The following is a 26,478-nucleotide window of genomic DNA, read 5'->3' as shown; positions in this document are numbered from 1 at the left end:
CCGACCCGGTCGCCGTCACTGCGGGGGATTGCCGTGCTTGCGTGAGGGCAGGTCGGCGTGTTTGGTGCGCAGCATCGCCAGAGCGCGGATGAGCGTCTCACGGGTACCGGCGGGGTCGATCACGTCGTCCACCAGACCGCGTTCGGCCGCGTAGTACGGATGCATCAGCTCCGCCCGGTACTCCTTGACCATCCGCTCCCGCATCGCCTCGGGCTCGTCCGCCTCCGCGATCTGCCGCCGGAAGATGACGTTCGCGGCGCCCTCGGCGCCCATCACCGCGATCTCGTTCGTCGGCCAGGCATAGGTGACATCCGCGCCGATGGACTGCGAGTCCATGACGATATAGGCGCCGCCGTACGCCTTGCGCAGGATCAAGGAGATGCGCGGCACGGTCGCGTTGCAGTACGCGTACAGCAGCTTCGCACCGTGCCGGATGACGCCGCCGTGCTCCTGGTCCACCCCCGGCAGAAAACCCGGCACATCGACCAGGGTCACCAGCGGAATATTGAAGGCGTCACACATCTGAACGAACCTGGCGCCCTTTTCGCTCGCCTCGATGTCCAGGACACCCGCCAGGACCCGCGGCTGGCTCGCCACGATTCCCACGACCTCGCCGTCCAGCCGCGCCAGCGCACACACGAGGTTGCGGGCCCAGCTCTCGTGGACCTCCAGGAACTCTCCGTCGTCCACGAGATGACCGATCACCTCGGTCATGTCGTAGGGCTGACTGCCGTCCGCCGGCACGAGATCCACCAGCGCCTCCGACCGCCGCCCCGGCGGATCCGTCACCGGCCCCCGCGGCGAGATATCGCGGTTGTTCTGCGGCAGCATCGACAGCAGGTACCGCACCTCCGCGATGCACGTCTCCTCGTCGTCGTAGGCGAAATGGCACACCCCCGAGGTCTCCGCATGCACATCCGCCCCGCCCAGACCGTCACGCGTCACCTCCTCACCCGTCACCGTCCGCACCACGTCCGGCCCCGTCAGGAACATCTGTGACGTCCCGCGCACCATGAAGACGAAATCCGTCAGCGCCGGACTGTAGGCGGCGCCTCCCGCACACGGCCCCAGCACCACCGAGATCTGTGGAATGACCCCCGACGCCCGCACATTGCGACGGAAGATTCCGCCGTAACCCGCCAGCGCCACCACACCCTCCTGAATGCGTGCTCCCGCACCGTCGTTCAAAGACACCAGCGGCGCACCCGCCGCCAGAGCCATGTCCATCACCTTGTGGATCTTCTCCGCGTGCGCCTCACCCAACGCACCCCCGAACACACGGAAATCATGCGCGTACACGAAGACCTGCCGGCCCTCCACCGTGCCCCACCCCGTCACCACCCCGTCCGTGTACGGGCGCCGCGCCTCCAACCCGAAACCAGTCGCCCTGTGCCGCCGCAACAGCCCCACCTCGACGAACGACCCCTCGTCCAACAGCAGGGCGACCCGTTCCCGTGCCGAGAGCCTCCTGCCGCCGCCCGCCCCACCGCTCGGCCCCGCCACCGCCTCCGCGCGCACCTCCAGCAACTCCGCCACCGCTACGCGGCTACCAGGCACGTTGGAAAACTCATCTGCACCGCTCACGGCATATCCCTCCCTCGTAACGGACCCAGCACCCCCGAAACCCCCACCACGACGAACCGCCCACGCGGTTCACATGGCAGGGGAAACACACGCCAGGTCCGACACTCCAACACCAAGCACCACCAACCGACCCACAGCCCACAGCCCAGAACTCACAACTCACAACTCACAACTCACAACCAGGCCTACCGCCAGCTGCGCGGCGAGCGGTAGCCGGAACTCCCTCCCAGGCCACGCCACTCCGGCACGCCCCTGGCCGGCCCCTCATCCACGTCGGCACGCCGGGCAGCCAGCAAGGACGCCACCACCGCCACCACGGCAGCGACCTCCGCCTCCGTCACCCCACCGCCCGCCACCCGCACCACCGCATCCCGAGCGACCTCGCTGCCCATGTCCCCACCTCCCTGCAACCGTCGGCGCTCCTTGTTTCCCCCACCCTCCACCACCCCGCTCAAAACCAACCGGGGCCCCGCTCGAAACCCACTCACCCCTCCCCCACGCGCACCGCGCCGGACTCTCGCCAAACTCATCTGAAACATTTGCCCCGGTCCACCGCGTCTGTGAGGTGTAGGCCAACGGAAAGGCACCGAGGGGTGGGAATGAGAAGGTCCCGGACATCGTCCCGGACAGATGAGTTCATGGAGTTCGCCACCGGACGTGCCGGGCATCTGCACCGCTCCGCGTGTCTGCTCACCAGCGGAGACACTCACCTCGCCGAGGATCTGGTGCAGGAGACGCTCAGCCGGATGTACACCCTGTGGGGGCGGATGTCCCGGATCGAAAACCCTGCGGCGTACGCCCAGACCGTTCTCGTCCGCACCTTCCTGACACACCGACGGCGGTACTCCGCGGGCGAGCGCCCTCTGGCAGACCTGCCGGACGCGCCGGTGCCCCGGAGCACGGACGACCCGGCTCTGCGGCTGGCACTGCTCGAGGCCCTGCGGGAGCTGCCGCCCAAGGACCGGGCGGTGGTGGTGCTGCGGTACTGGGAGGACCGCAGCGTGGAGGAGACGGCGGAGGCGATGAACGTGAGCTCCGCGGCCGTACGCACCCGCTCGACCCGGGCGCTGGCAAAACTCCGCGAACGGCTCGGGGGCAGCCTCGCCGAACTGATCACCCCGGCCTGACCAACCGGTCCGATCCCCAGCCCGACCTCCTCCCGTTCGTTTCTCCACTGCTTCGAACAGCCGGGCCGACGAAGGCCCGTCCCGTTCATCGCTCCGCACTCCCGTCCGCACCAACACAGGAACTGGTGGTTCCGTATGCCCTTCGAAGACGAGCTCGGGAAGGTTCTCCGCGACACAGCGGGCACCTTCACCGCCGACCGGCATTCCCTGGCGGAACGCAGCCTGTTGCGCGGCCGCCGCAGGCTGGCCCGCCGCCGTGCCTCCGCTGTGGCCGGGAGTGCGCTGGCCGTCGTTCTCGTGGCGACGGCCGGTGTCCAACTGAGCGGCGGGCGCGACGGTGACGGCAAGGTCGGCGGCCTGGCCTCGACGCCGCCACCGGGGGGTGTCTACGGGCACTTCGCGGTCACCGCCAAGGAAATGGAGAACATCCTCCAGAACGGCATGGACCAGTCCGGGATCGCCGTCGCGCACCCGAAGCTCCAGGCTGAGGGCAGTACCCAAGCGAGCCGGGCCGCGACGGCCTCGATCGACTTCGGGGACGGCTTCGGCGCGGCGAGGGTCACGCTCTCGGTGCGCCGCGTCGACCCGGGCGAGCAGGATCTGCGGAAGCTGATCACCTGCCCGGCCGAAGACGATTCTCTGTACGAGGAGTGCACGACACAGCCCGACAACCGGGCCGTGAAGGGGTACACCGAGGCGGGCAAGGCGGGCGGGATCAAGAAATGGGCGGTCACGATGGTCTCACCCAGCGGGTACGTCATCGAGCTCGCCACCAACAACGTGGAATCGACGATCAACACCGACACAGAACCCGTGACCCGCAACCCCCGAATGAACCCGGGCAAGCTGCGCTACCTGGCGATGTTCGTCGACGGTTCGTTCACCGCCGACGGGGAGCCCAACTCCCTGGGGACACTCGAGCCCGGCACCCCGGCCGAGCCGGGCGACATCCTGCCCCTCCTCAAGGACCTGTTGCCCAAGCGCCTGCACGTCTACTCGGAGGGTGGCACCGGCGCCGACGGCCATGTCGTGGTCGTCGACTCCACCAGCGGCAAGCGGACGTACATCGAGGCCACCCGGATCGCCGGCGACAAGGAATCATGGAACGAAACACTGTCCGACGGCACCAAGGTGGGCACCCGGCAACTGGCCGGCCAGCAGCCCGGAGTCGTACAGCTCCGGGTCGACGCGCTCCGGGTGAACGGGCTGTGGATGTCCGTCTCCGCCTACAACGCTCCGAGTCCGACGTCCAAGAAGAGCGGCGCCGCCCCCTTGATCACCACCGAAGAACTCAGGACCATCGCCATCAGCCGGTCCTGGCTGCTCGCCCGATAGCGCCGGCCACGCGACGAGACGTTCCGCCCGCCGAGCGGGGCCCGGCGCGGTGATCAGACCCCGCGCGCGGGCGAGGGACCGGGCCGGACGATCGGCCCGGTAGACGATCAGAAGATCACTTGCCGGGATCAGCCGGGCCGGGAGCCGGGACGACCCGAGCTGTCCCCTGCGTCCAAGCGAGCGTGATCAGCATTTCGCTGAACCTCCAGCCCGCGGGCGTCAGCACGGCGGTGCAGGCCGATCGCAGGCCGCTCGACCGGTGGGGTGGTTCGCCGTCCCGGTAGAAGTACACGAGCTGGTTCGCCGTGGCCTTCGCGCGGTCGCCGTCGACATGCACCAGCACGTCACCGTGCACGTGCTGGGTGTGCTCCCCCTCGACCTGGCTTCGCTTCAGCAGGGCGGTCACTTCATCGAGGCCGCGCAGTTCGCCCTTCGGCCCACGCACCACGATGTCGTCGTGGTAGACGGTGGCGACGTCGTCGTGGCGGCACTCGTCCAGCAGATTGGCCAGGCGGGCGAACAGTTCGGCGATCTCGACGCGATCGGCGGTCTGGGCGGCTACGGACACCATGTCTCCTTTGATGGCTGCTCCAACGTTGGCGGGACCAACACCACGGATGGACACTACAGATGGAGTGTTGGTCCCACCAACACTTATAAAATGGCCGTCATGGACGAGATCCCCGAGCGCCTGACAGTGAAGCCGAGCTGGTTGATCACCCAGCTGGCCGTGCACGCCCGCCGGCTGGTGTTCGGCGGTTTCACCGCCACCGGGGCGCGCGGTTACCACTACCGCATCCTGGCGGCACTTCACGAGTTCGGGCCCGCGAGCCAGGCAGAGCTCGGCCGCCGGTGCCGCGTCGACCGCAGCGATGTCGTGGCGGCCGTCAACCAACTCGTCGAGCAGGACTTCGTCGACCGGGCACCGGACCCGGACCATGCACGGCGCAACAAGGTGACCCTCACCGCAGGCGGTGTCCAGCAGCTGCGCCACATGGATCACGTACTCGATCAGGTACAGGACGATCTGCTCGAACCGCTGTCGGCCGAGGACCGGCAGACGCTGACCCGCCTGCTCGGCCGAGTTCTCGCCCACCACGAATCGCGGTGACTGCCTGCTCAGGCCGCCTTCGTCGCGGACGGCTTCGTCGCGGACGGCTTCGTCGCGGACGGCTTCGCGCCTCTGCTCCTGCTGGCGCCCGCGCTGCTCCGGGCGGGCTTGGCGGGTGCCTCCTTCCGGCTCGGCGCGGTCTCCTCGGTGCCCGCGGCCGCCCGCGGTGGAGCTGCCCGGGTCGGTGCGGTCGGCCACTTGAACTCGAACTCCAGCTCGATCTCCCCGTCGCCGACCTCGACCTCGATCTCGGTACGCAGATCGTCGGGGATCCGCAGACTCAGCGTCCCGGGACCGAACTCCAGTTCCACGTCCCCGCCCTCCCTCAGCGCAGCCGCGAGCGCCGTGAGCTGGTCAGCCGCCTCCAGACGGGACAGCGAGCGCTTCTGCTCGAACTTGAGGTCCTTCATGAACGCCTCCGATCCGGAATGAACTACACATAACGCCAATTCTGGAGTCATATACGGAATCGGACATCCGCTGCGATCGAACCCGCAGGCAGGTCATTCCACCGGGTGCCCCGGCTCGATCGCGAGAGCGTCCGCGAGCCTCAGCAGCGGACGGCCGTCGGGCTTGCCCTGCGCACCGGACCGCACCGGGTCCAGGACGAACCCGACATGGTCTCCCGCATCGGTCCGCTGTTCGATCCTGCCGACGAACCACGCGTCCGCGTCCTGGAGCACGAGGGTCCCGCGGTACCCCTGCGTCCACCGCGTCCGCGCGAACTTGTCCACCCGGTCGCCGGTCTCGCCCCCGAACAGGGCGGCCAGTTCGAACTGTTCCGGCGTCACCAGATGCACGGCGAGGTACTCGGCGGCGCAGGCCACCTCATAGGTCCGGTTCACTTTCGACAGCCACACCACGAACCGCACCGGTCGCATGGAGCACTGGGAGGCGAAGCCCACGAGGCACCCGGCCCGCTCGCCGCCCGCCTGGGCCGTCACGACGCACATGTCAGGGTTCAGCCGGTCGATGAACGCGTCCATGTCCGTCATGCCCATGCCCATGCCTCTTCGTCGGCCATCCGGTGTCCGGCCTCGCGCCGGGCGAGAACCTGCTTCCCGTCGGGCATCCGTTTACACGAACAGCTCACACTGCGACTCCGACCGTTCCTGTCCCGTGACCGTCCGCCCGCCCGTCCCTCCGTGCCTCCCTCCGAAACGGCGTGGCTGCTCGAAAGGTCGCGGAAGTCTTCCCCGTCGGCTGCCCCCAAGCCCTTGAGATGCGCCCCCCGGCCGGTCCACGCTGATCGGCACGACGCCGCCGAGACACCCCGGATCACAGGGGACGTCACGTGACCGGCACCTGAAGAGGAAACACACGGACATACGGACATGGTGCGCAGAGCAGAACAGGACCCGACGTCCGCGCATGCCGGCCGGCAGCCTGCCCGGCGTTCGCCGGTGCCCGCGGCGCCCGGTGTGGCGGCTCGGGTATGGGCCGACCTTTCCGGCCGAGGGCTCGCCACCCGAGCCGACGCGGACACCATCGCCGCGCTGCAACAGAGCGCGGGCAACGCCGCGCTGAGCCGGACGGTGGGTTCGGCGGGCGGCGCGCGCAGCGGTGGCCCGGCCGGGTCCGCACGCCATGTCGTGCAGCGGATCGGCACCGTTCCCGGCGGCAGCTACCCGACGCACCGCGAGCAGGAGGACAGGGGCCCGCACTTCATGGAGCAGGAGCAGGAAGCGCGGGTGGTCGCCGGCAGCGGCGCGACCCTGGGCCCTCCTGGCGTCCCCGAGCGCATCCGCTATCCCGCCCGTGAGGTCAAACCGGCCGAAGCGGGTCTTCGCGTCGCCGACGACGGCACGCTCGCCGTGCTCGACAGGGACGAGCCGAAGGAGTTCTACGCCGTCCAGCAGGTCGTCGACGACGCCAACGCCTCCCTGGACGCCGCGGGCAGCATCGTGCGCCTCGCTCTCCAGGGCAGGAGCATCAGCGTCGGCGGCCGGCGGCTCTCCCGGGTGCAGCCGGTGCTCGCGCGGCAGACGCAGCAGTCGTCGAGCGAGGAGTTCGTCTCGCTGGTGCGCAGCACCTGCATCACGGTGGCCTGCAAGTTGATGGGCTCCAGCCGGGACAAGACGAGCCGAGTGGTGCTCGGTGGCGGTGCCGGAGGCTTCGACATCACCCCCGGCTCCGACAGCGATCCACGGATGAGCAGCCTCGCCGGGCAGATCGCCTCCTCACCGGACGGCGGCCTGGACGTGCCCGGGGCGGTCGACGCGGCCGGGGCCAGGGACCGGGCGGCGCCGGACAACGGAAAGGTGTACGGCGAGGCCGTCAGGAACGGCGGACGGGACGGGACCGCCGCTCGGCTGGGTGTCAATCAGCACGCTTCGCCCCGCGTCGGCGAGGGTTTCGCGATCTTCAGCATGGCCGCCGAGGACGAGCGCGACCACTCCGTGCAGCCGCCGGCGGCCCGCGGCGACAACGTCTGGGGGTACCACTTCGCGGCCGTGGTCGCCTCCTCCCTGGACGGCAGCTGCCGGGTGACGCTGGAGAACTACGCGCGCAACGACTTCGACAGGGTCGCGCGTGAGGAGCTGTACGACAGGCTCTACCAGCGGGCGAAGAAGTCGGGCGGCTGGTTCAGCGCCGTCAGCGCGCTTCAGGAGACCGACGACCAGCAGGCGTTCAAGAAGAAGTTCGACGACGTGATGCGCAGGCTGTGCACGGACCCGGCCATCAAGGAGATCCAGGGACTCCCCCGGCGCAGGCTTCAGGAGGACTTCGAGGACCACACCGGTCGCGCCTGGTTCTTCCGCGTCTACGGCGGCGGCCCGGGCGAGAGCTTCCACGAACAGCAGTCCGCCTCCGGCTACTTCAACAATCCACTCACCGTGCGGGTCGCCGGCCCCTGAGGGGCGGACGCGGGCCGGGCGGACGCGGGCCGCCCTCGTCAGAGGACGGCCGGAGCGGCGGAACTCGTCGATCGGTCCTGGTCGAGGAGGCGACGGAGACCGTGCTGGACGCCGCCGGGCTCGCCCCCGATGACGCGCTGCGGGTGCGGGTGCCGGTGCACGAACCACCCGACGGCACCTGGGGCGCGGGCGGCTCCGTCATCCGATACGCCGGCCTGGTGGCCCTGGCGCGGGGGCAGGGGCAGGGGCAGGGGCAGGGGGACGATGCGTGAACTGACCTACGCCGCCCGCAACACCGTCGAACGGTGTGAGGCGCCCGATCCGAAGCTCCGGTCCGACCAGGAGGGATCGTCGCCCCGGTGGCCGCGACCTCCTACGACGTCGACACCGCGATCCTGTCCCCCACCGCAGGCTGACCCCCGGTACCCGACCGTACGGCTCGCTACGTGCCGCTGTCCGGCACCGGCGACGTGGCTTCATCCGCGCCCGTGCCCCCGGGGGAAGCACCGGCGTCACGGACCCCGGCCAGCCGCAGGGTCACACAGGCCGCCAGGCCCGCCAGGACACCGAAGGTGAGAGCGGCCGGGACGCCGGTGCCGAGTTTGGAGAACAGGTACAGGGCCCCCCACACGCCGACGGTGTCGTCGATCGCCATGTGCAGCACCTGGCTCGCCAGCAGTCCCAACACGGTGGCGCAGACCGCGCCCACCGCCATCGCCGGCGCCGTGGTCCGGGTCAGCAGGCCGGGCAGCAGCCGCAGCGACCACCACACCACGACCAGCACGAGCACGTCGGCGGCTCGGTACAGCAGCCAGTCGCCGAGCGACCCGGTCGACGGGCCCGTCCACGCGCCGAGCAGCAGCCACTGACGCAGCAGGTCGCCGGGCTCGGAGAGCAGGCCCCCGCCGCTGAACGAAGTCTGGATCCAGGCCGCCACCGACTGGTACGAAAGGAGCACCACCGACAGCGCGACCACCGCGGTCCCGGCACTCGCGGCCAGGCGGGCGGCGCGCGGCGGCACACTCCGCCGGGGCAGCGGGTCCGCCCCCTTGGCGGTGAGATGCGCGACGAGGACCGTGAGCAGGGCGGTCAACAGCCCCGCGAACACCGTGACCGGCCCGCCCGACGCGATCACACCCGCCAGCTGCGGCAGGACCCGGTAACTTCCGTGGCCCCGGGATGCGATCAGCCACGGCGCGGAGACCGTCACTGCCAGCGTCGCTGCCACGGGGCCCCAGGCCCACAGCGCGAGCAGCGTGGCCGGCGTGCGGCCCGGCGTCGGCGGAATCCTGCGGATCAGCAGCAGCGCGCCGGCCAGGAAGAACACGAAGACCGCCACGAACCTGATCTGCATCGCGGTGCTGTACAGACCGGCGTACTGGGAAGCTCCGGTCAGGGCCGTGTCCCCGCCCGCGGTGCCGTCCGACAGCGAACCCGTCGGAGGGTCGTACGACCAGGGTGCGAGCCATCGCCGGAGTTCGCTCGCGGACTGGATGTCGAACACGCTGGTGGTGCCGCGCAGTTGCAGTGCCTGCTCGCTCGCCCCGGCCCACCACAGCAACAGCGTGATCAGCAGCCCTCCGGCCAGTGCCGGTATCACCGCGTGCCGATATCTCATGGTGCTTTCCCCCGTCTTGATCCTGCGTCAGTGAGTGTCGCGATGAGCCGAAGAGTAGGAGGTGATGATCTCTTGCCGCATGTACCGGCCGCACGGAGGAGCACGTCTTCGGCGTGTGGGCGGCGGTCGCGGACGTGGACCCGGTGCCCGGCCCGCGCTGACTGACCGGCCATCCGCGGGAGGTTCGGAGACGGCGGTTCGCTCGCCTCATCGGACGAGGGACGACCTGTCGGTCGCAGTCAGACGGCGGGCCAGCACGCGGGTGGTGCCGCCGTCATCCTCTTCGATGTCCCGGACGTGCTCGAAACCGATTCTGCCCAGCAGAGTCAGTGAGGCCTCGTTCGGTGCAGCCACGGTGGCGTACACCTCGGTCAGTCCGAGGGATGTGAAGCCATGGTCGACGATCGCCTCTGCCAGCTCGGTCCCCAGGCCGGACCCCCAGGCCGTCGGCGCGAGAGCGTAGATGATCTCGTGGCCTCCGACGAGGTCGGTCGGCTTGATCTCGGCATGACCGACCAGGAGTCCGTTGCGACGAACGGCCCAGACATCGAAAAGTTCCTGGGCATAGACCTTCGTGAAGATCCGCCCGAAGAGGGCTCGGTCCGCTGCTTCGGAAGCAGGGCCGTCACCCATCCACCGCGACACCCTGGTGTCCTGGAAGAGAGCGACGAAGGCCTCTTCGTCCGCGGGGATGTACGGTTCCAGGAGCAGCCGCTGGGTGCGCAGAGTCGGGGTCACAGACGGCGACGCTATCCACGCGGCATCCGAGTCGGCAAAAGACTTTTTCCTGAGCGGGCATCACCCTGCTCGTGGCCGTGCCGCGCATCGCCGGCGTCAGGGACCAGCGCCACGAGATGATCATCCTATGGCGGATGTGGTTTTCTTCGGTCTGGACGGCACTCTGGCCGATCATCGAAGCGCGGTCCGGGAAGCGATCGGCCGGATCGTCCAGGCCGCGCCGAACGCGACGGCTCCACCGGACGAGCCGCCGCACCCACCCCGCCGACATCACCTGCGTCTGCACCGCCAGCCCGCCCACCTCACCCGCCTGCTCGAAGTAACCGGCGTCTTGGGCCACTTGACGCAGCACGCGCACGGAGCAGACTCCCCTGCGGCTGCCATCCCCTCAACGGCGAGCGGCCCGGACCCCTCAAGGGGGGTGCGGGCCGCTTCTGTCAGTGGCCGGATCCGTGCCGGCCGCCCAGTTGGTCGCGGTGGCGCGGGTCGCCCAGGTACGTGTCCGCGTCGAAGACGGGTGCCGACTTGGCCTGCGCCTTCGTCCGGGTCAGCTGCACGATGCGGGCGTCGTGGTCGATGCCCAGGACGGCGCCCGACGGGATCACCACGTCCTTGCCGAGAACCCACAGGCCGGTGTGCACCACCAGGAACCGCGGACCGAGGTCCCTCGAGTACTTGCTGACCTTGCCGACGTGACCGTCCGTGGCGTCGACCTGGTATCCGGTCAGGTCGTCGTCCGGGGTGTGGCCGGCGGTCGGCACGTGGTGTGCGTGGTGTTGGCTCACGATGTCCTCCCTGTCGTCCTGCTCCTGCTAGTGCCCGCTCAGGCGCGCGACAGACATGCGGGAAACTTCGCCACACACATCACAGGGCTACGCCGTCCACACCCGTTCCGCGTAGTCGGCGAAGTTGCGCCCCATGATCTTCTCGATGCGGCCGGAGGAGTAGCCGCGCTGTTCCAGCAGCCGTATCAGCTCGCGGAACTGGTCCACGCCCCGCAGGTCGACCACGAAGGGGTAGGTGTCCGCCCGTTCGCCGGCCGCGGAGACCCCGGCCTCCTGGCGCTGCGCCACGTGCTCGGCCAGCCGGGCCCGGTAGGCGTCGAGGTCGTCGATCGCGGTGACGGAGCCGTCGGTGCCGATACCGACGTGGTCCTCGCCGCAGACGTCCACGGCGTGCGCGAGGTGCTCGACGACGTCGGCGGCGCGCGCGTGCCCGGTGGGGCTGAGGAACGGCATGAAGTAGATGCCGACGAAGCCGCCGCGCGAGGCCACCAGGCGCAGTTCGTCGTCGGTCTTGTTACGGGGCAGGTCGGTCAGTGCGCGGCACCCCGTGTGATTGATCGACACGGGGACGCGGGAGTGCGTGGCCGCGTCCAGACAGGTCCGCTCGCCGCTGTGCGACAGGTCGACCATGAGGTGGTGGTCGTTGAGTGCGTCGACCACCTCGCGTCCGAAGGCGGTCAGCCCCGTGCCGGCCGGCGCCATCGAGCCGCCGCCGAGGTGGTTGGCCTGGTTGTAGGTCAACTGGACCACGCGCACGCCGCGTTCGGCGAAGGTGGCGACCCGGCCCGCGTCGTCCCCGACGGCCACCGCGTTCTGGAACCCGTAGATGACGCCGACGCGTCCGTCGCGGGCGGCCGTGCGGATGTCCGCGGCGGTGGTGACCTTCAGCAGGTCGTCCGGGTGGCGGTCGATGATGCCGTCCCAGATGTCGATCTCGTGCAGGGTGTGCTCGTAGGGCGGCAGGTCACCCATCACATAGCCCAGGGTGATGTTGACGGCGGTCAGGCCGGAGGCTCTCGCGTCGGCCAGCGTCCGGGCGTCGACGGTGTACTGCTCGCTGGTCGGGTTGAGGTCGCCGGCCGCGTCCATCGACCGCGGGGCGTTGGGGTTGTCGAGCTGTCCCAGCGCGTTGATGATCAGGGGCGTGCCGGTCAACGGGTCTCCCGGGGCGGGGTGGTGGCGTAGGCGGCGCGCGGGAAGCGGCGGCCGCGCTTGACGGTCAGGGTGATGGTGCGCAGGTGGCCGATGTCGGCCAGCGGGTCCTGCGCGAAGACCGCGAAGTCGGCCAGTTTGCCCGGCTCGACGCTGCCCGTCAGGTGGGCCGTGCCTGCGCTGCGGGCGCCGACGAGCGTCGCGGAACGCAGCGCGTCCGGGGCCGGGATGCCGCACCGCTCCACCAGGAAGGCGAGTTCCTCGTACAGGGCGGGGAACGGTTCGCCGGGGGCGGTCTCGTAGTCGGTGCCGGTGGCCAGCGCCACGCCGGCCCGGTGCGCCTGGGCCGTGAGGGCGATGGCCAACTCGGTCTGGCGCCGGGCGCGTTCGGCACTCTCGGGGTCGTCGCCGGCGAGTTCCCCGCTGGCCCACATGCCGGCGGTCGCGTCCAGGACGACGTCCTGTTCCCGCATCCGGGCGAAGAGCACGGCGAGCCGAGCGTCCTCGCCGGTGACCAGACTTTCGTGATCGACGGCCGGCTTGTCCTTGTAGCTGGTCAGCGGCTCCTTGGCGGCCTCGTGGGCCAGCAGGGTCACATGCGAGACGGTGTCCACGCCGGCCGCGACGACCTCGCCGGGCGTGGCGGGGAACACGGCGGCGTGCGCCCACACGGGGATGCCCTGGCGGTGCGCCTCGGCGGTGATGGCGGCGACGAGGCCGGCGTCCAGGTCGGCGTAGACCTTGATGGCCGACGCGTAGGTTCCCCGGGCCATGGCCACCGCCAGGGGAAGGTCGGTCGTGTCGGTGACGGCCTGCATCCAGGGCACGTGTCCGGGCACGGCGCCCTGGGTCACCTGGTGGGTGCGGGGGTCGTCGAAGAAGCCCGGGCCGGCCATGAGCGCCGCGTAGTGGATGTCCGGTGCGGCGATCTCGCCCACCAGCGCGGCCCGCGTGAGGTCGCCGACCTGACGCAGGTCGTCCGCCATGTCCCGCACGGCCGTGACCCCGCTGTGGACGAGGCGGCGCAGGATCGCCTCGGCGGCCGGACGGTCGGGCGGAGTGGCGAGGTGCTGGTGCGCGTCGACGAGACCGGGGGTGACGAAGTGACCGGCGAGGTCCACGACTTCCGCGCCCTCGGCGAGGGCGGCCGCCACGTCCGTCTCGTCCGCGACGGACCGGATCACGGAGCCGTCCACGACGAGCGACACGGCGGGGCGGGGCGCGCTGCCGGTCCCGTCGAACAGCGTGAGGCCGCGGTAGACCACCAGCTCGCCGGCCTCGGGCGGCGCGAAGGGGTTCGCCCCGGCGGAACTCTCGTCGGCCTTCCCGGAACTCCGGTCCGTCATCCCGGAACTCCGGTCCGTCATCCCGGAACTCCGGTCCGTCATCCCGGAACTCTCGTTCGTCGTCCCGGAACTCTCGTTCGTCAAGGTCACCACTCTCGATCTGTTACGCTCTACGTAACAACTCTCTCGCTGCTCGAAACAAGCGGTACCCTACCCCCGAATACCGGCGGCGGACACGCCTCGCCGGGACGGTCCGTCCGGTCATCCGGGAAGGGTTTCGATGCCGCAAGCGACACAAGCAACGCGAACGGCCGTGGACAAGGCGCTGGACCTGGTCGAGGCCGTCGCCCGGGCTCCCCGGCCGCCCCGGCTGACCGACCTCGCCGACGAGGTCGGACTGCACCGGGCCACCGCCTACCGCGTCCTCGTGGACCTCGTCCGCCGCGGCTGGGTCCTGCGCGTCGACGACCGCTATCTGCCGGGCACCGCCGTGCTGCGCCTGTCGGCCCGGGCGGCGCACAACTCGCTGACCTCCCTGGCCCGCCCGGTGCTGGAGGACCTCTCCGCGCGCACCGGCATGATGGTCAACCTCCAGGTCCTCGAGAACGACGGCTCCCGGGTGGTGGACGTGATCCGCCCGGACCGGCTGGCGATGATCAGCACACTCCGGGACGAGGCGCTGCCCGTCCACCGGTTCGCCGGGCCCCTCGCCCTGGTGGCCGCTCTGCCCCCGGAGGCACGCGGCCCCTACCTCGCCGTGGCCCGCGCGGCGGGACATACCCTGGAGGGGGAGGCGGGTCTGCTCGCCGACCTCGAGCGGACCGGGGCCGACGGGTTCGCCGTCGAGCACGGCCGCAACGAGCAGTTCGTCGCCTCCTTGAGCCGCGCCGTCGTCCCGGTCCCCGGGGCGCCGGTGTGCGCGGTCACCGTGGTCGGTCCGGACGCCGAGATCGACGAACCCCGGATGCGCCGGCTGCGGGAGGAACTCGCCTCGGCGGTGGACACCCTCAGCCGCCTGCTGTCCGGCCCGGGCACGGCGAGCGGCGCGTGAACGACGTCCTCGTCCTCGACCGGGCAGCCACCGCGGCGACCCTCGACCCCCGCCGCCTGATGGCCGCCGTGTCCGACGCCCTCGTCGCCGTGGCACGGGACGCGGTCTCCGCGCCGCCCCGGATAGCGGCCTTCGCGCCCGGCGGTCTGCTGGGCGCCATGCCGGGATACGTGCCGGGTCTCGGCCTCGCGGCGAAACTCGTGTCGGTGTTCGCCGACCCCGCCCGCCCCGGGCGCAGCACCCACCGGGGCATCGTGGCCCTCTTCGACCCCGAGGACGGCCGGCCCCTCGCCGTCATGGACGCCGAACCCGTGACGGCCTGGCGCACCGCGGCGGCCGCCACGCACAGCGCCTGGACCCTGGCCCGGCCGGGACCCGTCGTGGTCGTCGGCACCGGCGCCCAGGCCCGGGCCCAGGTCTTGCTCCTCGCCGCGCTCCGGCCCGCCGAACCCGTCACCGTCGCGGGCCGCGACCCCGAGGCGGCTCGCGCGCTGGCCGCCCTGCACCCGGCGGGCCGCGCGACGGACGGCATCGAGACCGCCGTACGCGAGGCGGCCACCGTGTACTGCTGCACCGGCGCGACCCGCCCCGTCCTGCGCCGCGCATGGCTCGCCCCCGGCACCCACGTCAGCTCGGTCGGCGGCTCCCACGGACCCGAACTCGACGACGACACCATCCGGGACGCGGCCCTCTTCACGGAGTGGCACGGCGCCGCCGCCACTCCCCCACCCTCCGGCGCCCACGAGTTGCAGGGGCTGCCCGAGGACCGCGTCGTCCGTCTCCTCGGCTCCGTCCTCAGCGGCGAGGCCTCCGGCCGGACCTCCCCGGATCAGCTCACCGTCTTCAAGTCCACCGGCCACGCCGCCCTGGACGTGGCCGCCGCGCACGTCGTCCACCGCACGGCGACCCGCCGCGGTACGGACGAGCCGTCCCGCTAGCGCGACCGCACCGGGTGCCGCCCGACCCTCAGGGACCTCTCCCGGCACCCGTTCGAACGATTCGACCCGCGCCGCCCGCACAGCACCGCCGCGCCCTCTCACCACACCCGCCACTCCCACAACATCCGAGGTCAGAGCGCCGCAAGGGTCCTCACCAGGGAGTTCACGGAAGTCTCTGCGCGCGGTCCGACACCCGCATAGCGTGCGGTCACCCGAACATATGCGCCACTCCCCCACATTCGCGCGGGTCCGCACCACTTGGGGCCCACGACCCAGCAGGAGATCCTGGGATGTCCTCCGACAGCTCCGACTTATACCCGGCGCGGCACCGGCCCGGACGGCACGCCTCCCCCACCGCGGCCCCGCAGTGGGCCGCCGCCTCACAGGACGAGACATGCCCGCCGGACCGTGACCGACCGTGGACCGGCAGGCACCGCGACCTCCGCCGACTGCGCCGGGCCTGCCGCTGGCAGCGACGCGTGGCCACGTTCGCCGCGCTCGGTTACTTCGCCGTCTTCCTGACCCTCACCGTAGAAGCCCCCTCCGTCATGACCCGCCTCGCACCGGGCGGACTCCCCACCGGACTCCTCCTCGCCCTGGTGCAACTGCCCGTCACCTGGCTGGCCGTGCTGCTCTACGAGTACACCGCGCGCCGGTACGTCGACCCGCTGGCCCGGCGCGTACACCGCCGGCCCGACCCCCTCCCGCACGAGGAGCCACGGTCGTGACGGACTTCGACGGCTCCGCGCAGTCCTGGTCCCTGGTGGCGTTCTCCAGTGTCGTGGCGGTGACGCTCATGCTGTGCGTGCTCACCGGTCCCGACCGCGACGACCTCGACGAGTTCTACACCGGCTACCGCTCGTTGTCGCCCCTGCGCAACGGACTCGCCATCGCCGGTGACTACATCTCCGCCGCCACCGTCCTCACCATCGGCGGGGTCATCGCGCTGTGCGGCTACGACGGCGTCGTACTGGCCCTGAGCACCGTGCTGTCCCTGCTCCTCCTGATGGTCCTGCTGGCCGAACCCCTGCATCACACCGGCCGGTTCACCATGGCCGACGCACTCGGCAGACGGCTGCCCGGACGCGCGGTGCGCATCACCGCGTGTGTGGTCACCCTCGCCTCGCTGGTGCCGATGATGGTCGTACAGCTGGCCGGGGTGGGTCAGTTGCTGGCGTACGTCCTCGGTTTCTCCGACAGCGCGATGCGGACCGGCTGCGTCGTAGGGGCCGGCACCCTGATGATCAGCTACGCGGCCATCGGGGGCATGCGGGGCACCGCCCTGATCCAGATCCTCAAGACCGTGATCCTGCTCGGGTCCGGCCTGGTCGTCGCCGGACTCATCCTGCACACCTTCGGCTGGAGCCCCCGGACCCTGTTCCAGACCGCCGCCCACCGCAGTGGCGCCGAGGAGAACTTCCTGCGCTACGGCCTGCAGTTCGCCAACGGGCCGCACCGCGGACTCGACATGGTGAGCACCCAGTGCGCCATCGTGCTGGGCGGCGCCTGCCTGCCGCACGTCACCATGCGGATGTACACCGCCGGCAGCGCGCCCCAGGTGCGCCGCGCGATGTCCTGGGCGATCTCGACGGTCACCCTGTTCATCGCCGTGATCACCGTCATCGGCGTGGGGGCCACGGCCCTCATCGGACGCGCGGGCGTCGCCGGTGCCGACCCGCGCGGCAACACGGCCTACCTGCTCGGTTCGCGCGCCGCGTTCGGGATGCGTCTCTCCCGCCCGGAGAGCCTGCTGTTCGCCACCGTCACGACGGCGATCTTCCTGACCCTGCTGGCCTCCGTGGCCAGCATGACGCTGGCCTGCGCCAACTCCCTGGCCCACGACATCGCCGCCGCCCGCCCGAACGTCTCAGCGCTGCGCGAGATGGCCCTGGCGCGACTGGCTGCCCTGGCCGTGGGCCTCCCGGTCATCCTGCTGGCCGTCATCGCCCAGCACCGCAGCCTCCAGCCGCTCGCCACCGTCTCCTTCTGCCTCGGCGCCTCGGCCATCGCCCCCGCCCTCGTCTACAGCCTCTTCTGGCGGCGCTTCACACGCGCCGGCCTGCTGTGCACGCTCATCGGCGGATCGGTCAGCGTCCTCGTCCTCATGACCGGCACCAACCTCGTCTCCGGCTCTCCCGGATCGGCGTTCCCGGAAGTCGACTTCAACTGGTTCCCCTTCACGACCACGGCTCTCGTCTCGGTACCGGCGGGCTTCCTCTGCGGCCTGCTCGGCACCGTCCTGTCCGGCAGGAAGGCGACCGCACGCGAACGGGAACGCTACGCCGCCATCGAAGCCGTCCTCCTCGCCGGACCGCCGAGTCCCAGGAGCCGCTGACCCGCCCGGCCCGGACCGACGGCCTCGGCATGTCCGACGGCCGGGACACGGGCGCGCGGAAAGCAGCCGGCAAGGCCGGGCGCAGCCGTGTCCCCGAGCCGAGCATGATCGTTACTCCCGTTGCCGAACGGCCACCGCCTGGTGAGCGCACCGGCATCCATTCATGTGTGCCTCCCTCCGAGGCGCGCTCACGATCAGCGGAGAGGAACAGCATTGGTGAGCGGCTGGATCACCGTCGGTCTCGGAACCGCCGCCGCGCTCTGCCCCCTTCCGGGCACCGGCGGACCCGCGGTCGTCGTCGACACCACCCACACCACCACGCACGTGGTGGTGTGTTCCACCGACGGCTGGGTCGAGATCGGCGGCCCCTCCCGGCAGCACCCCGCCACCCCTTCCTCGCCTGCGCCCACACCACGGCCGCCGCGCACGCCGCTCCCTGCGGCACCGGCGGCACAGGCGGCACCGGCGGCACAGGCGGCACACGTACCTCGCCCTGTCGGCGCCCCACCGGCTCCACCCCCGTCGCCGGCCCCGCGCGCCCTACCCGCCGAACGCCGGGTGCCCACGCCGGAACCGCAGCCCGAGGCCGACGACGTCGTCGCCGACGCGCCTGCCCCGGCACCCGCCCCGGCACCCCGTGCCGCGCCCTTCCGCTGGGTGCCCCGCTTCCACTACGGCGGCGGTTCGGCACGTCCGGCACCCGCCGGCCTGTCCACCACGATGACCACCGTCGTGATCACCACCCCGGCCATCCTGGCCGCCGCCGCGCTGCGCCCGGGCTCCCGACGCCGCAACGGCGGCTGACCCGCCCACGGCCCGCCTTCACTCGACCACTCAGCTGCTCATCTGCCTCATCCCTCATCCGCTCATCCGCTCATCCTGGAGTCCTGCTGTGCCGGAATGGCTGATCTACACCCTGGCCTGCGCGCTGGTCTGTGCCTTCGTGGTAGCCGCCACCGTGATGCGCCACCGCCGCGTGGCGGACGACGAGGACACCTCACAGACACCGGACGTGCTCGAGTACATGGTGATGATGGTCGGCGTCGTCTACGCCATCGTCCTGGGCCTGGCGATCGCCGGCGTCTGGGAGGCGCGCGGCGCCGCCGAGGACACCGTGCAGCGCGAGGCCCAGGCGCTGTACGAGATCGACCAGCGCCTGGACGTCTATCCCGCCGCCTTCCACACCCAGGTCCAGCAGCACATCGACGCCTATGCCCGGCACGCCGTGAGCACGGAGTGGCCGGCCATGGAGGACGACGGCCCCATCGACGCCACCGGGGGCCGGTTGCTGACCCGGATCCGCAGCGACATCGCACACCACACGCCCACCGACGAACTCCAGGCCCAGGCCTACCAGCCGCTCCTCGACCAGGTCGCCGCCGCCGACGACGCACGCCACCAGCGCCTCGACAGCGCCGGCAGCACCCTGCCGGGGGTGGTCTGGTTCGGCCTGATCGCGGGCGGGATGGTCACGCTCGGCCTGCTCTACGCTCTCCAGATCCGTCGCTCCGCCCGGGAGTTGATGCTGGCCACCGCGTTCAGCGCCCTGGTGGTCTTCCTGCTCTTCATGGTCTGGAGCTTCGACGCTCCGTTCGGTCACTCCGGCACGGACTCGGCTCAGCCGTTGCAGGAGCTGTACGCGAGCACGACCTGAGGCAGCAGACCCGTACCCGTACCCGTGCCCGTACCCGTGCCCGTACGCGTACCCGCGCCATGCGGACGACGGCCGGACGGACACGCTGGTCGACCCGTACGCACGGGTCATCTACGGAACAGGGGACAGACCTTGGGCAGGATCAGGCGGGGTGAACGCATGGCGGCTGTGCACGATCAACTCGCGCACAGCGGGGTTGTGCGTGCTCTTCCAGACCAGGGCGAGCACCGCCGGTGTCTCGATGTCACCGATGACGCGGGCGGTGAGCCGGTCACGGTAGCTCGCGGCCATCGACTCACTGAGGATCGCGACACCCAGTCCTCGGGAAGCCAGGTCGCCGATGGCATCCGCGGCGCTGGCTTGCAGCGCGATCGCGGGTCGCAGGCCCTGTGCGGCGCAGGCCCGGTCGAACACCGTGCGCAGGCCGGTGCCGGGTGGCATGCAGACCATCGGGTGGGCGACCAAGTCGCCCAGAGCGACCCGATGCTGTCTCGCCAAGGGGTGTCCCGGGGGAACAGCTGCGACGAGCCGCTCGCTGATGATCGTCAGCGAGTCCAGCCCGTCCGGGGCGGCGCCTGCGGTACCGACGAGAGCCAGGTCGACGACGTCGGCGCGCACCCCCTCGATGAGCCGGTCGGAGTTGTCCTCCAGCAGTGAGATCTCCACCCCCCGATGAATCCGGTGAAACGCGGCGAGGGCGTCGAACAACGGGGTGAGGGTGCAGCCGAGGACCATCCCGACCGTGAGCCGGCCCCGGATCAGATCGGTCACCTGCCCCACCGCCTGACCGACCGCCTCAGCTGCGGCGAGTGCGGCGCGGGCGTGTTCGAGCGCGGCAGTTCCCGCGACGGTCAGCGTGACCGTACGCCCCGACCGGTCGAACAGCTCGGCACCGAGTTCACCCTCCAGCCGACGGATCTGGGCACTGACGCCGGACTGGCTGATGTGCACTCGCTCGGCCGCCCGGGTGAAGTTCCGCTCTTCGGCGACCGCGACGAAGTATTCGAGTTGCCTCAGGTCCATGACTACAGATTCTAGCTTCCAGAAAATCCATCTGTTGGACTTCTGAACGGCGGGCGACAAGGCTGGGGAGCGTCGAAGCCGGACGTCAGGAGGAACCCATGCAGGACCACGAGAAGGCCGCGCGGCCCGAGGACATCACTCGCTTGTTCGTCGAGCGGTCCAACACCGGTGACGCGGCTGGGGTCGCCGCGCTCTACGAGGAGGACGCGGTGATGGCCTACCCGCCCGGGGAGCTGACGGTGGGGCGGGACGCGATCCGTGCGGTGTGGGAGAAGGTGCTGGCCAACGGTCCCCGCTTCGAGCCGGAACCCCCGCTGCCGACGCTGATCAGCGGCGACATCGCCCTCACCGCCACCCCGCCGAGGGACGGGGCCGGCGCCCGGGCACAGGTCGTCCGACGCCAGCCCGACGGGAGCTGGCTGCGCGTCCTCGACCAGCCCGAGTTCGTCAAGCCCACCCGCTGAAGAGGCCGCTCGCTCGCCCGCCGCCGCGACCCACAGACGCAGCAGCGGGCGGTGCTGCGTTGCAACGTGGAGGGAGCTATGTATCCTGCGCTACCGCGCCAGCTCCGCCAGCCACGGATGTCCGGGGTGCACGCGGTACAGCCACTCACTGAGGCGATCCCGCCGGCTCCGGCCCAGCAGTGGCAGCACCCCGTCGAAGTCCGTCCGGTCCTTTGGCCGCGTCGCCTTCGCCTTGAACAGCAGCACCAACTCCGGCACCAGGTAGGGGATTCCGTCCGCCGTCCGCGCGATGATCGCGTCGTACGGCAGCCGCAGACTCTCGTCCCGTCGGCAGATCCATGTCCTGCCCTCGTGCGGCTCGCGGAAGACGTCGAACAGGAACCGACCGTTCGCCGGATCCCGGAGCCAGGTCTGGTGCGTGGCCGCCAGCGCCTCGGCTCCCGCCGCCGCCCAGACCTGTCCCGAACCCACCGCGTCCCACGCGTACTCGGGGAAGCGGTCCCGAATCTCCGGGAATCCCGCCGCGGGCACCGCGATCTCCAGATCACCGTGCGTCCGCGACTGCTCCCCGCGAAACAGATCCAGCGCCCACCCCGCGGCGACGCACCAGGGCGTATCCACGCCGTCCAACCGCTCCGCGACCTGCTCCGGCCCCCAGGCGTCCGCCCATCGGGCATGCAGTTCGTCCGTATCGGGCACAGCGCCACCGGGCGGCAGGGGTTCGGTCATCGCCACAACCTACGTCCACGAGTCGCCCGGCTGCGGTCGTTGTCCGGGCGGGAAAACACGTTGGCCGGCCGCCGCCGAGCTGCGACGATGCCTCCTGTTTCTCAGCGGAGGGTATTTGTTCGTCTTCTTGTGTACGAGGTGCGACGCCATGCTGACCGCCCCACCGTCCCAGGTCGCCCTGCCGGTCCACGCCCATCAGCAATACGGGAACGGTCTTCAGCTCCCGGTGCTCATGGAGTCGGGCACCTTCGCCGTGGACGCGGAGCCCTGGGGGCGGCCGTGGCGCACGTGGGAGGAGATCGATCCGGACGAGGCGGCGGCCCGAGGCGTCTACGCGCCGGTCCACGCCCTGTCCGACGCGGCGCCCGGCGCGATCGTCATCGCACCCGGAGACGCCCGCGGCACGATGCTGATCCCGGAGAAGGGCGGCGGCTACTGCTGCGGCCTCGACGGGGGCGACGGACCCAACATGGCCTGCGAGGCGTGCGGCCTGCCCGTGGCCAGCCGTATTGACGACTGTTCGCTGTGGCAGGCGGTATGGCTCGCCGCGGACGCCGTGCGCCGACACCCCGTCCACGACGCCGACGCCGCACCGCTCTCCTGGGCGGAGCTGACGGCGCGGGGGAAGGGCACTCCCCCGTTCGAGCCGATCACCACGTGGGGATCACGGCTGGGGGTGAACCGCTGGTGGTCTTGGAGCCCGCGGTGGGAGGCGGCAGCCGGCCGGGCGCTCGCCCACCTGCTGGCGGCCTCGGAAGGCCGACCGGTGACCGTCCCGGACGGCCTGATCGCGGAAGTGTTCCGACGTGCGCTCGACGCCCTGCTGCCCGCGGGTCCGCCGGCACGGCACGCCGTCCTGGCCGGACCCGGACGGCCCGCCCCCGGGGCGGATGCCGACATCCTGCTCGTGCCGACCCATCCGCAGACGGGAGAGACCTGGGCCCCGGCCGGCCCCGCCGCCTCGGCATACCCGGTGCCACTGCCGTTCGGGGTGTGGCTGTGGTTGGCCTCCCCCGAGCCGTACCTGCCCGTCCCCGCGTCGGGCGGCATGCCCGACGGCGTCCTGCGCGACGACCCGCACGCGCCGCGCCCCCGGCACCTGTTCCGCGCCGACCAAGGAGCGTTCCAACACACCCTGGCCCGGCTGCGTTCGACTACCTGCGGCACCTCGGCCGGGTGATGCGCGGCGAGGCCGACCCGCAGGAGATCAAGGACTCCTCGGAGCGGTTCGACAACCACTACGTCGACAGCCCGGCGTGGCGCGAGGCACTCGCCGCACGCAGCTGAGGTCTCACTGCCCTGCACCCCGATTCGCCACCGCGGGCACCCGCCCGCCCGAAGCCGGGTCGGCGGCTATACGTCCGGGCGGGTGCCGCGTGCTGCGCCCGCCGACGCGGCCACCACGCACAGCACCGCGATCCACTGCGACCAACGCAGCGACTCCTGGAGCACGATGAGGCCGATGAGCGCCGCCATCGCCGGTTCGAGGCTCATCAGGATGCCGAACACACGGGGTGGGATCTTGCGCAGCGCTTCCAGATCCAGCGAGTACGGGATCACCGACGACAACAGTGCCACGCCGAGCCCCGCGACCAGGACCCACGGCTGAATCAGCGCCGTCCCGCTGTCGGCCACGCCGAAGGGCACAGCCACCAGCGCCGCGACGGCCATTCCCAGAGCCAGACCACTGCCATCCGTGGTGTGGCGGCCCAGCGCCGCGCCGACCAGAATGTACAGACCCCAGCACGTTCCCGCGGCGAGGGCGAACAGAAAACCGGCAAGGTCGAGGTCGCCGCGTCCCTCCATCAGCAGGACGACACCCCCTGCCGCGAGCGCGACCCAGAGAGCGTCCAGCCATCGCCTCGACCCGGCCAGCGCCACCGTCAACGGCCCGAGGAACTCGACGGTCACCGCGATCCCCAGCGGGATCCGGGCCAGCGCCAGGTAGAAGCACAGGTTCATCAAGCCGAGTGTCACGCCGTAGCCGAGCACTACGGTCCACGCGCGACGGTGCATGCGCAGCGACGGCCGCCACAGCAGCATCAGTACCGCCGCCGCGAAGAACAGTCGCAACGAGACCGTCCCGGAGCTCCCCACAGCGCTGAACAGGTTCTTGGCCAATGCCGAGCCCACCTGAACGCTGACGATGCCGAGCAGTACCAGTGCTGTGGGCGGGATCGTCCCGAAGGTACGACCGGCCGCCGCGGTCAGGGAGGGCCGTGGGAACGGGCCGCGTCCAGTCCTGTCGATGTTCATGGTGGCCACGCGTGGATTCTCAACGATCGGGCGCCGCGCGGCACCTGAATTTCCTGGGTTCCGGAACGCGACCCGAGCCGGTGGCCGACTCGGCGGTGATGCACACGTTCTGGCCGCCGCCGGGGCTACGGCGTCCAGACGTACGGCGTCATCGTGGTGATCGTCCGGAAGCCCAGCCGTCGCAGGAGCGGGGCGCTGTCGGGCGAGGCGTCCACGTGCAGGTACGGGACCCCGCGCTCGGCGGCGAGGGCGACGCGGGCGTCGACCAGGGCGCGGTAGATTCCCCTGCCGCGCCACTCGACGAGGGTCGAGCCGCCCAGCAGGGTGGCGAACTGCGTGCCGGGGCGGAAACCCAGCCAGGCCGCGGAGACCATCTCGCCACCCGCCTCGGCGACGAGGACGACGGTGTCCCGCGGAGCGGCGCCGATCCGGGCGATGAGATCGTCCCCGAGGCCGCTCAGGTCCAGTCCCCAGATGGCCGACTGGAGTGCCGCGACAGCGTGCAGGTCGGCGTCGGTGCTGACCTGCCGCAGCGTCACGCCCTCAGGCAGCAGGGGCCGGCGTACGGTCGCCTCCGCGAGCGGGCCGATCAATACCGCGGTCGGAGGGTGCGGTGTGAAGCCCGCCGCGCTCAGTCGGTCGGGGAGATCGGCCGGGGTGTCGTGAACGCGCAGCCGCCACTCCACCGCCTGCCCGCGCGCAGCGAAGAAGTCGCGCTGCCGGGCTATGAGTTCGTCCAGCTCCCGGCCGCGCAGACCCAGGTCCGGAGGACCGGTCACCAGTGCCCGTAAGGGGCCGGCGACCCGGGTGAGCGGGCCGTCGGGGGCATGGGTGGCAGCGTGGGGCGGGGCGCCCCGCAACTGAGCGTCGTAGGCGGCCAGAAGATCCCGGGCATCCGTCATACCGCCCGACGTTAGGACCTCTCCGTCGATCACGCGTCTCTTCGGCGCGACTACGACCCGAGGACGCGACGGCGGCCGAAGGACCTGACGAGGGGGTGGTGCCGCTGCCGTGGTCAGCGCACCAGAGGGAGGAACAGCGTGTCGACGATCTCCTCGAGGACGGGGTCGGGTGCGGGGGCGGAAGTCGTGAGGATTTCGTGACGCAGCAGGTCGAAGGGGAGGGACCTGACGCGTTCGGTGAAGGGTTCGCGTTCGATCTCGCCGCGGTCGACGGCGCGGTCGACCGCGGCGTCGACGGCGCGGTCGAAGAGGACGTCGAGAGCCGTCCTCGCCGTCGTCCTCCAGCGCACCGCCGGGGACGCCCACACCCCCGGCGCCCTGGCCGACGGCTTCGACGCCGCCTTCCGGTGGTCGGTGACCTTCACCGCCGCCGCCGTCCCGCTGTGCCTGCTGCTGCCGGGCCGCCCCGGGCCAGTGGCCCCCGCCGACAAAGCAGCGACCGAGCGGGTGACATGACAGCGAAGGGGTCCGGCGCGATGCCGGACCCCTTCTTCTCGTAGCGGGGACAGGATTTGAACCTGCGACCTCTGGGTTATGAGCCCAGCGAGCTACCGAGCTGCTCCACCCCGCGTCGGTGATGCCACCCTACACCGTGGTCACGGGGCGATGCGCCGTGCGGCCGTCTCAGCCGCGGACGATGTTCTCGGCCTGCGGGCCCTTCTGCCCCTGGGTCACGTCGAAGGTGACCGGCTCTCCCTCCACCAGCTCCCGGTATCCGTTGCCGGAGATGTTGGAGTAGTGGGCGAAGACATCCGGTCCGCCGCCGTCCTGGGCGATGAACCCGAATCCCTTTTCGGAGTTGAACCACTTCACGGTGCCGCTGGCCATACTGCTCGTCCTTCGAGTCTTGCCGGGAGGTCCCGGCTGGTCCGTGTGCGGGGCCTTCCACGACCGGAAGGCACCCGGCGTTCGTCCTACCCCGTCGACGGAGTGGTTATCCGACTTCTGTACCGGCCGCAGTGCTCCGGGCGGCCTGGACGCCGCCGACGTTCCGGTTGCTCTGCGTGCCCTGTCTGGCCCAGGCCCCCGCGCAGGCGGCTCACCGGGCTGGTCAACTGGCCGGAAGACTCTGTACCTCTTCGCAAGGGAGCTCAGTATGGCCGTCGTCGTGGTTCTCGATATGCCGGGGATGACCCAGGCCCAGTACGAGCGGAGCGCGGAGATGGTGGCGGGCCAACCCGGCCCGGTCAAGAGCCCCGCCGACTGGCCGGTGGCCGGTCTCGTCTCGCACACGTCCGCCCCCACCGAGAACGGCTGGCTCGTCGTGGACGTCTGGGAGTCCGAGGAGGCGTTCCGGCAGTTCGGCGAGACCCTCATCCCGATCCTGCGGGAGCTCGGCCTCGCGGACGTACAACCGCGGACCTACCCGGTGTTCAACGTGGTCACCCGGTAGCGCCGGTCCGCCGCCCCATGATCTGAGAAAGCGACGGCCCGCCATCAGGGCCGCCGGCCTTTTCGCCCGGCCGCACGCC

Annotated in this window: 28 protein-coding genes, 1 tRNA gene and 3 pseudogenes; 15 read left to right on the top strand and 17 right to left on the bottom strand. The window is 71.0% G+C overall.

Translation table 11 applies throughout. The annotated features are described in order from the left end of the window. Positions 1-15 precede the first annotated feature (15 nt). Positions 16-1,557 (bottom strand): acyl-CoA carboxylase subunit beta, encoded by a 1,542-nt coding sequence (locus ACFWBD_RS22310; protein ID WP_385669333.1) that lies wholly within the window; start codon positions 1,555-1,557, stop codon positions 16-18. Between the two features lie 212 nt (positions 1,558-1,769). Further along, positions 1,770-1,976 (bottom strand): acyl-CoA carboxylase epsilon subunit, encoded by a 207-nt coding sequence (locus tag ACFWBD_RS22305; RefSeq protein ID WP_385669330.1) that lies wholly within the window; start codon positions 1,974-1,976, stop codon positions 1,770-1,772. Positions 1,977-2,183: 207 nt separating this feature from the next. On the opposite strand from ACFWBD_RS22305, the gene ACFWBD_RS22300 reads away from it, so the two are divergent. Beyond that, the gene (locus ACFWBD_RS22300) at positions 2,184-2,711 is read left to right on the top strand and encodes a SigE family RNA polymerase sigma factor (RefSeq protein WP_385669327.1); all 528 of its coding nucleotides are present in this window, start codon (positions 2,184-2,186) and stop codon (positions 2,709-2,711) included. A 135-nt stretch (positions 2,712-2,846) separates the two neighbouring features. Then, positions 2,847-4,046: a hypothetical protein gene (locus ACFWBD_RS22295; protein ID WP_385669325.1), complete on the top strand. Its 1,200-nt coding sequence runs from the start codon at positions 2,847-2,849 to the stop codon at positions 4,044-4,046. A gap of 115 nt (positions 4,047-4,161) precedes the next feature. On the opposite strand, the gene ACFWBD_RS22290 is transcribed toward ACFWBD_RS22295, so the two are convergent. Next, positions 4,162-4,617: a nuclear transport factor 2 family protein gene (locus ACFWBD_RS22290; RefSeq protein WP_385669322.1), complete on the bottom strand. Its 456-nt coding sequence runs from the start codon at positions 4,615-4,617 to the stop codon at positions 4,162-4,164. Between the two features lie 99 nt (positions 4,618-4,716). Here ACFWBD_RS22290 and ACFWBD_RS22285 point away from each other — a divergent pair, with 99 nt between their 5' ends. Beyond that, positions 4,717-5,157 carry a MarR family winged helix-turn-helix transcriptional regulator gene (locus ACFWBD_RS22285; RefSeq protein ID WP_385669319.1) on the top strand — a complete coding sequence of 147 codons (441 nt, stop codon included), beginning with the start codon at positions 4,717-4,719 and terminating at the stop codon, positions 5,155-5,157. Positions 5,158-5,165: 8 nt separating this feature from the next. Here the strand turns inward: ACFWBD_RS22285 and ACFWBD_RS22280 are convergent, their stop codons facing one another. Together ACFWBD_RS22280 and ACFWBD_RS22275 are read right to left on the bottom strand one after the other, a co-directional pair. Next, positions 5,166-5,567, bottom strand: a complete 402-nt coding sequence (locus ACFWBD_RS22280) for an amphi-Trp domain-containing protein (protein WP_385669316.1) — start codon at positions 5,565-5,567, stop codon at positions 5,166-5,168. Between the two features lie 93 nt (positions 5,568-5,660). Beyond that, entirely contained in the window at positions 5,661-6,152 is a 492-nt protein-coding gene (locus tag ACFWBD_RS22275; RefSeq protein WP_385669555.1) for a flavin reductase family protein, read from the bottom strand. 339 nt (positions 6,153-6,491) lie between these two features. On the opposite strand from ACFWBD_RS22275, the gene ACFWBD_RS22270 reads away from it, so the two are divergent. Together ACFWBD_RS22270 and ACFWBD_RS22265 are read left to right on the top strand one after the other, a co-directional pair. After that, positions 6,492-8,015, top strand: coding sequence for a hypothetical protein (locus ACFWBD_RS22270; protein WP_385669313.1), 1,524 nt, complete (start codon positions 6,492-6,494; stop codon positions 8,013-8,015). 65 nt (positions 8,016-8,080) lie between these two features. Beyond that, positions 8,081-8,287: pseudogene (locus ACFWBD_RS22265) on the top strand (tautomerase family protein); the annotation flags it as partial. Between the two features lie 170 nt (positions 8,288-8,457). Here ACFWBD_RS22265 and ACFWBD_RS22260 read toward each other — a convergent pair. The 5 genes from ACFWBD_RS22260 to ACFWBD_RS22240 form a co-directional block, all read right to left on the bottom strand. Beyond that, positions 8,458-9,633, bottom strand: a complete 1,176-nt coding sequence (locus ACFWBD_RS22260) for a hypothetical protein (RefSeq protein ID WP_385669310.1) — start codon at positions 9,631-9,633, stop codon at positions 8,458-8,460. Between the two features lie 207 nt (positions 9,634-9,840). Continuing rightward, on the bottom strand, positions 9,841-10,371 hold the full coding sequence (locus tag ACFWBD_RS22255; protein ID WP_385669307.1) for a GNAT family N-acetyltransferase: 531 nt from the start codon (positions 10,369-10,371) through the stop codon (positions 9,841-9,843). Between the two features lie 437 nt (positions 10,372-10,808). Then, positions 10,809-11,156 (bottom strand): PRC-barrel domain containing protein, encoded by a 348-nt coding sequence (locus ACFWBD_RS22250; RefSeq protein ID WP_385669304.1) that lies wholly within the window; start codon positions 11,154-11,156, stop codon positions 10,809-10,811. 87 nt (positions 11,157-11,243) lie between these two features. After that, positions 11,244-12,311 carry a dipeptidase gene (locus ACFWBD_RS22245; protein ID WP_385669301.1) on the bottom strand — a complete coding sequence of 356 codons (1,068 nt, stop codon included), beginning with the start codon at positions 12,309-12,311 and terminating at the stop codon, positions 11,244-11,246. Next, positions 12,308-13,654, bottom strand: a complete 1,347-nt coding sequence (locus ACFWBD_RS22240) for an amidohydrolase family protein (RefSeq protein ID WP_385669298.1) — start codon at positions 13,652-13,654, stop codon at positions 12,308-12,310. Before ACFWBD_RS22240 ends, ACFWBD_RS22245 begins: the two co-directional genes overlap by 4 nt. A 253-nt stretch (positions 13,655-13,907) precedes the next feature. Here ACFWBD_RS22240 and ACFWBD_RS22235 point away from each other — a divergent pair, with 253 nt between their 5' ends. The 6 genes from ACFWBD_RS22235 (at position 13,908) to ACFWBD_RS22210 (ending at position 19,572) form a co-directional block, all read left to right on the top strand. Further along, entirely contained in the window at positions 13,908-14,645 is a 738-nt protein-coding gene (locus ACFWBD_RS22235; RefSeq protein ID WP_385669294.1) for an IclR family transcriptional regulator, read from the top strand. Then, on the top strand, positions 14,642-15,583 hold the full coding sequence (locus tag ACFWBD_RS22230) for an ornithine cyclodeaminase family protein (protein WP_385669291.1): 942 nt from the start codon (positions 14,642-14,644) through the stop codon (positions 15,581-15,583). Before ACFWBD_RS22235 ends, ACFWBD_RS22230 begins: the two co-directional genes overlap by 4 nt. 290 nt (positions 15,584-15,873) lie before the next feature. Continuing rightward, positions 15,874-16,311, top strand: coding sequence for a DUF485 domain-containing protein (locus ACFWBD_RS22225; RefSeq protein ID WP_385669288.1), 438 nt, complete (start codon positions 15,874-15,876; stop codon positions 16,309-16,311). Further along, positions 16,308-17,918: a cation acetate symporter gene (locus tag ACFWBD_RS22220; protein ID WP_385669285.1), complete on the top strand. Its 1,611-nt coding sequence runs from the start codon at positions 16,308-16,310 to the stop codon at positions 17,916-17,918. The genes ACFWBD_RS22225 and ACFWBD_RS22220 overlap by 4 nt, the downstream gene beginning before the upstream one ends. A gap of 216 nt (positions 17,919-18,134) precedes the next feature. Then, positions 18,135-18,722 carry a hypothetical protein gene (locus ACFWBD_RS22215; RefSeq protein ID WP_385669282.1) on the top strand — a complete coding sequence of 196 codons (588 nt, stop codon included), beginning with the start codon at positions 18,135-18,137 and terminating at the stop codon, positions 18,720-18,722. Between the two features lie 88 nt (positions 18,723-18,810). Continuing rightward, on the top strand, positions 18,811-19,572 hold the full coding sequence (locus tag ACFWBD_RS22210) for a hypothetical protein (protein WP_385669279.1): 762 nt from the start codon (positions 18,811-18,813) through the stop codon (positions 19,570-19,572). A gap of 111 nt (positions 19,573-19,683) precedes the next feature. Here the strand turns inward: ACFWBD_RS22210 and ACFWBD_RS22205 are convergent, their stop codons facing one another. Then, a complete protein-coding gene (locus ACFWBD_RS22205; RefSeq protein WP_385669552.1) occupies positions 19,684-20,595 on the bottom strand; it encodes a LysR family transcriptional regulator in 912 nt (303 codons plus the stop codon). A 98-nt stretch (positions 20,596-20,693) separates the two neighbouring features. Here ACFWBD_RS22205 and ACFWBD_RS22200 point away from each other — a divergent pair, with 98 nt between their 5' ends. After that, the gene (locus ACFWBD_RS22200; RefSeq protein ID WP_385669277.1) at positions 20,694-21,059 is read left to right on the top strand and encodes a YybH family protein; all 366 of its coding nucleotides are present in this window, start codon (positions 20,694-20,696) and stop codon (positions 21,057-21,059) included. Positions 21,060-21,149: 90 nt separating this feature from the next. Here ACFWBD_RS22200 and ACFWBD_RS22195 read toward each other — a convergent pair whose 3' ends face one another. Then, a complete protein-coding gene (locus ACFWBD_RS22195) occupies positions 21,150-21,788 on the bottom strand; it encodes a nucleotidyltransferase domain-containing protein (protein WP_385669274.1) in 639 nt (212 codons plus the stop codon). A 115-nt stretch (positions 21,789-21,903) separates the two neighbouring features. On the opposite strand from ACFWBD_RS22195, the gene ACFWBD_RS22190 reads away from it, so the two are divergent. Next, complete coding sequence (locus ACFWBD_RS22190) at positions 21,904-22,968, top strand: hypothetical protein (protein ID WP_385669271.1); 1,065 nt, start codon at positions 21,904-21,906, stop codon at positions 22,966-22,968. After that, positions 22,923-23,075: pseudogene (locus ACFWBD_RS22185) on the top strand (cupin domain-containing protein); the annotation flags it as partial. The gene ACFWBD_RS22190 and the pseudogene ACFWBD_RS22185, both read left to right, overlap by 46 nt. Before the next feature lie 66 nt (positions 23,076-23,141). On the opposite strand, the gene ACFWBD_RS22180 reads toward ACFWBD_RS22185, so the two are convergent. The 5 genes and pseudogenes from ACFWBD_RS22180 to ACFWBD_RS22160 form a co-directional block, all read right to left on the bottom strand. Beyond that, positions 23,142-24,044 carry a DMT family transporter gene (locus ACFWBD_RS22180; protein WP_385669549.1) on the bottom strand — a complete coding sequence of 301 codons (903 nt, stop codon included), beginning with the start codon at positions 24,042-24,044 and terminating at the stop codon, positions 23,142-23,144. Positions 24,045-24,169: 125 nt separating this feature from the next. Then, the gene (locus ACFWBD_RS22175) at positions 24,170-24,946 is read right to left on the bottom strand and encodes a GNAT family N-acetyltransferase (protein WP_385669268.1); all 777 of its coding nucleotides are present in this window, start codon (positions 24,944-24,946) and stop codon (positions 24,170-24,172) included. A gap of 113 nt (positions 24,947-25,059) precedes the next feature. Continuing rightward, positions 25,060-25,239, bottom strand: a pseudogene (locus tag ACFWBD_RS22170) (TetR/AcrR family transcriptional regulator C-terminal ligand-binding domain-containing protein); the annotation flags it as partial. A 264-nt stretch (positions 25,240-25,503) separates the two neighbouring features. Further along, positions 25,504-25,577, bottom strand: a tRNA-Met gene (locus ACFWBD_RS22165). 53 nt (positions 25,578-25,630) lie between these two features. Further along, the gene (locus tag ACFWBD_RS22160; RefSeq protein ID WP_009192932.1) at positions 25,631-25,834 is read right to left on the bottom strand and encodes a cold-shock protein; all 204 of its coding nucleotides are present in this window, start codon (positions 25,832-25,834) and stop codon (positions 25,631-25,633) included. Between the two features lie 268 nt (positions 25,835-26,102). Between ACFWBD_RS22160 and ACFWBD_RS22155 the strand changes: the two genes are divergently transcribed. Continuing rightward, positions 26,103-26,399, top strand: a complete 297-nt coding sequence (locus ACFWBD_RS22155; protein ID WP_385669264.1) for a hypothetical protein — start codon at positions 26,103-26,105, stop codon at positions 26,397-26,399. The last annotated feature ends 79 nt before the right edge of the window (positions 26,400-26,478 follow it).

The sequence above is a fragment of the Streptomyces sp. NPDC060002 genome (assembly GCF_042737245.1).
In the GTDB taxonomy this organism is placed as follows: Bacteria; Actinomycetota; Actinomycetes; order Streptomycetales; family Streptomycetaceae; genus Streptomyces.
Note: the sequence above shows the minus strand (reverse complement) of the source record. Positions and strands in the feature narration are given on the sequence as shown.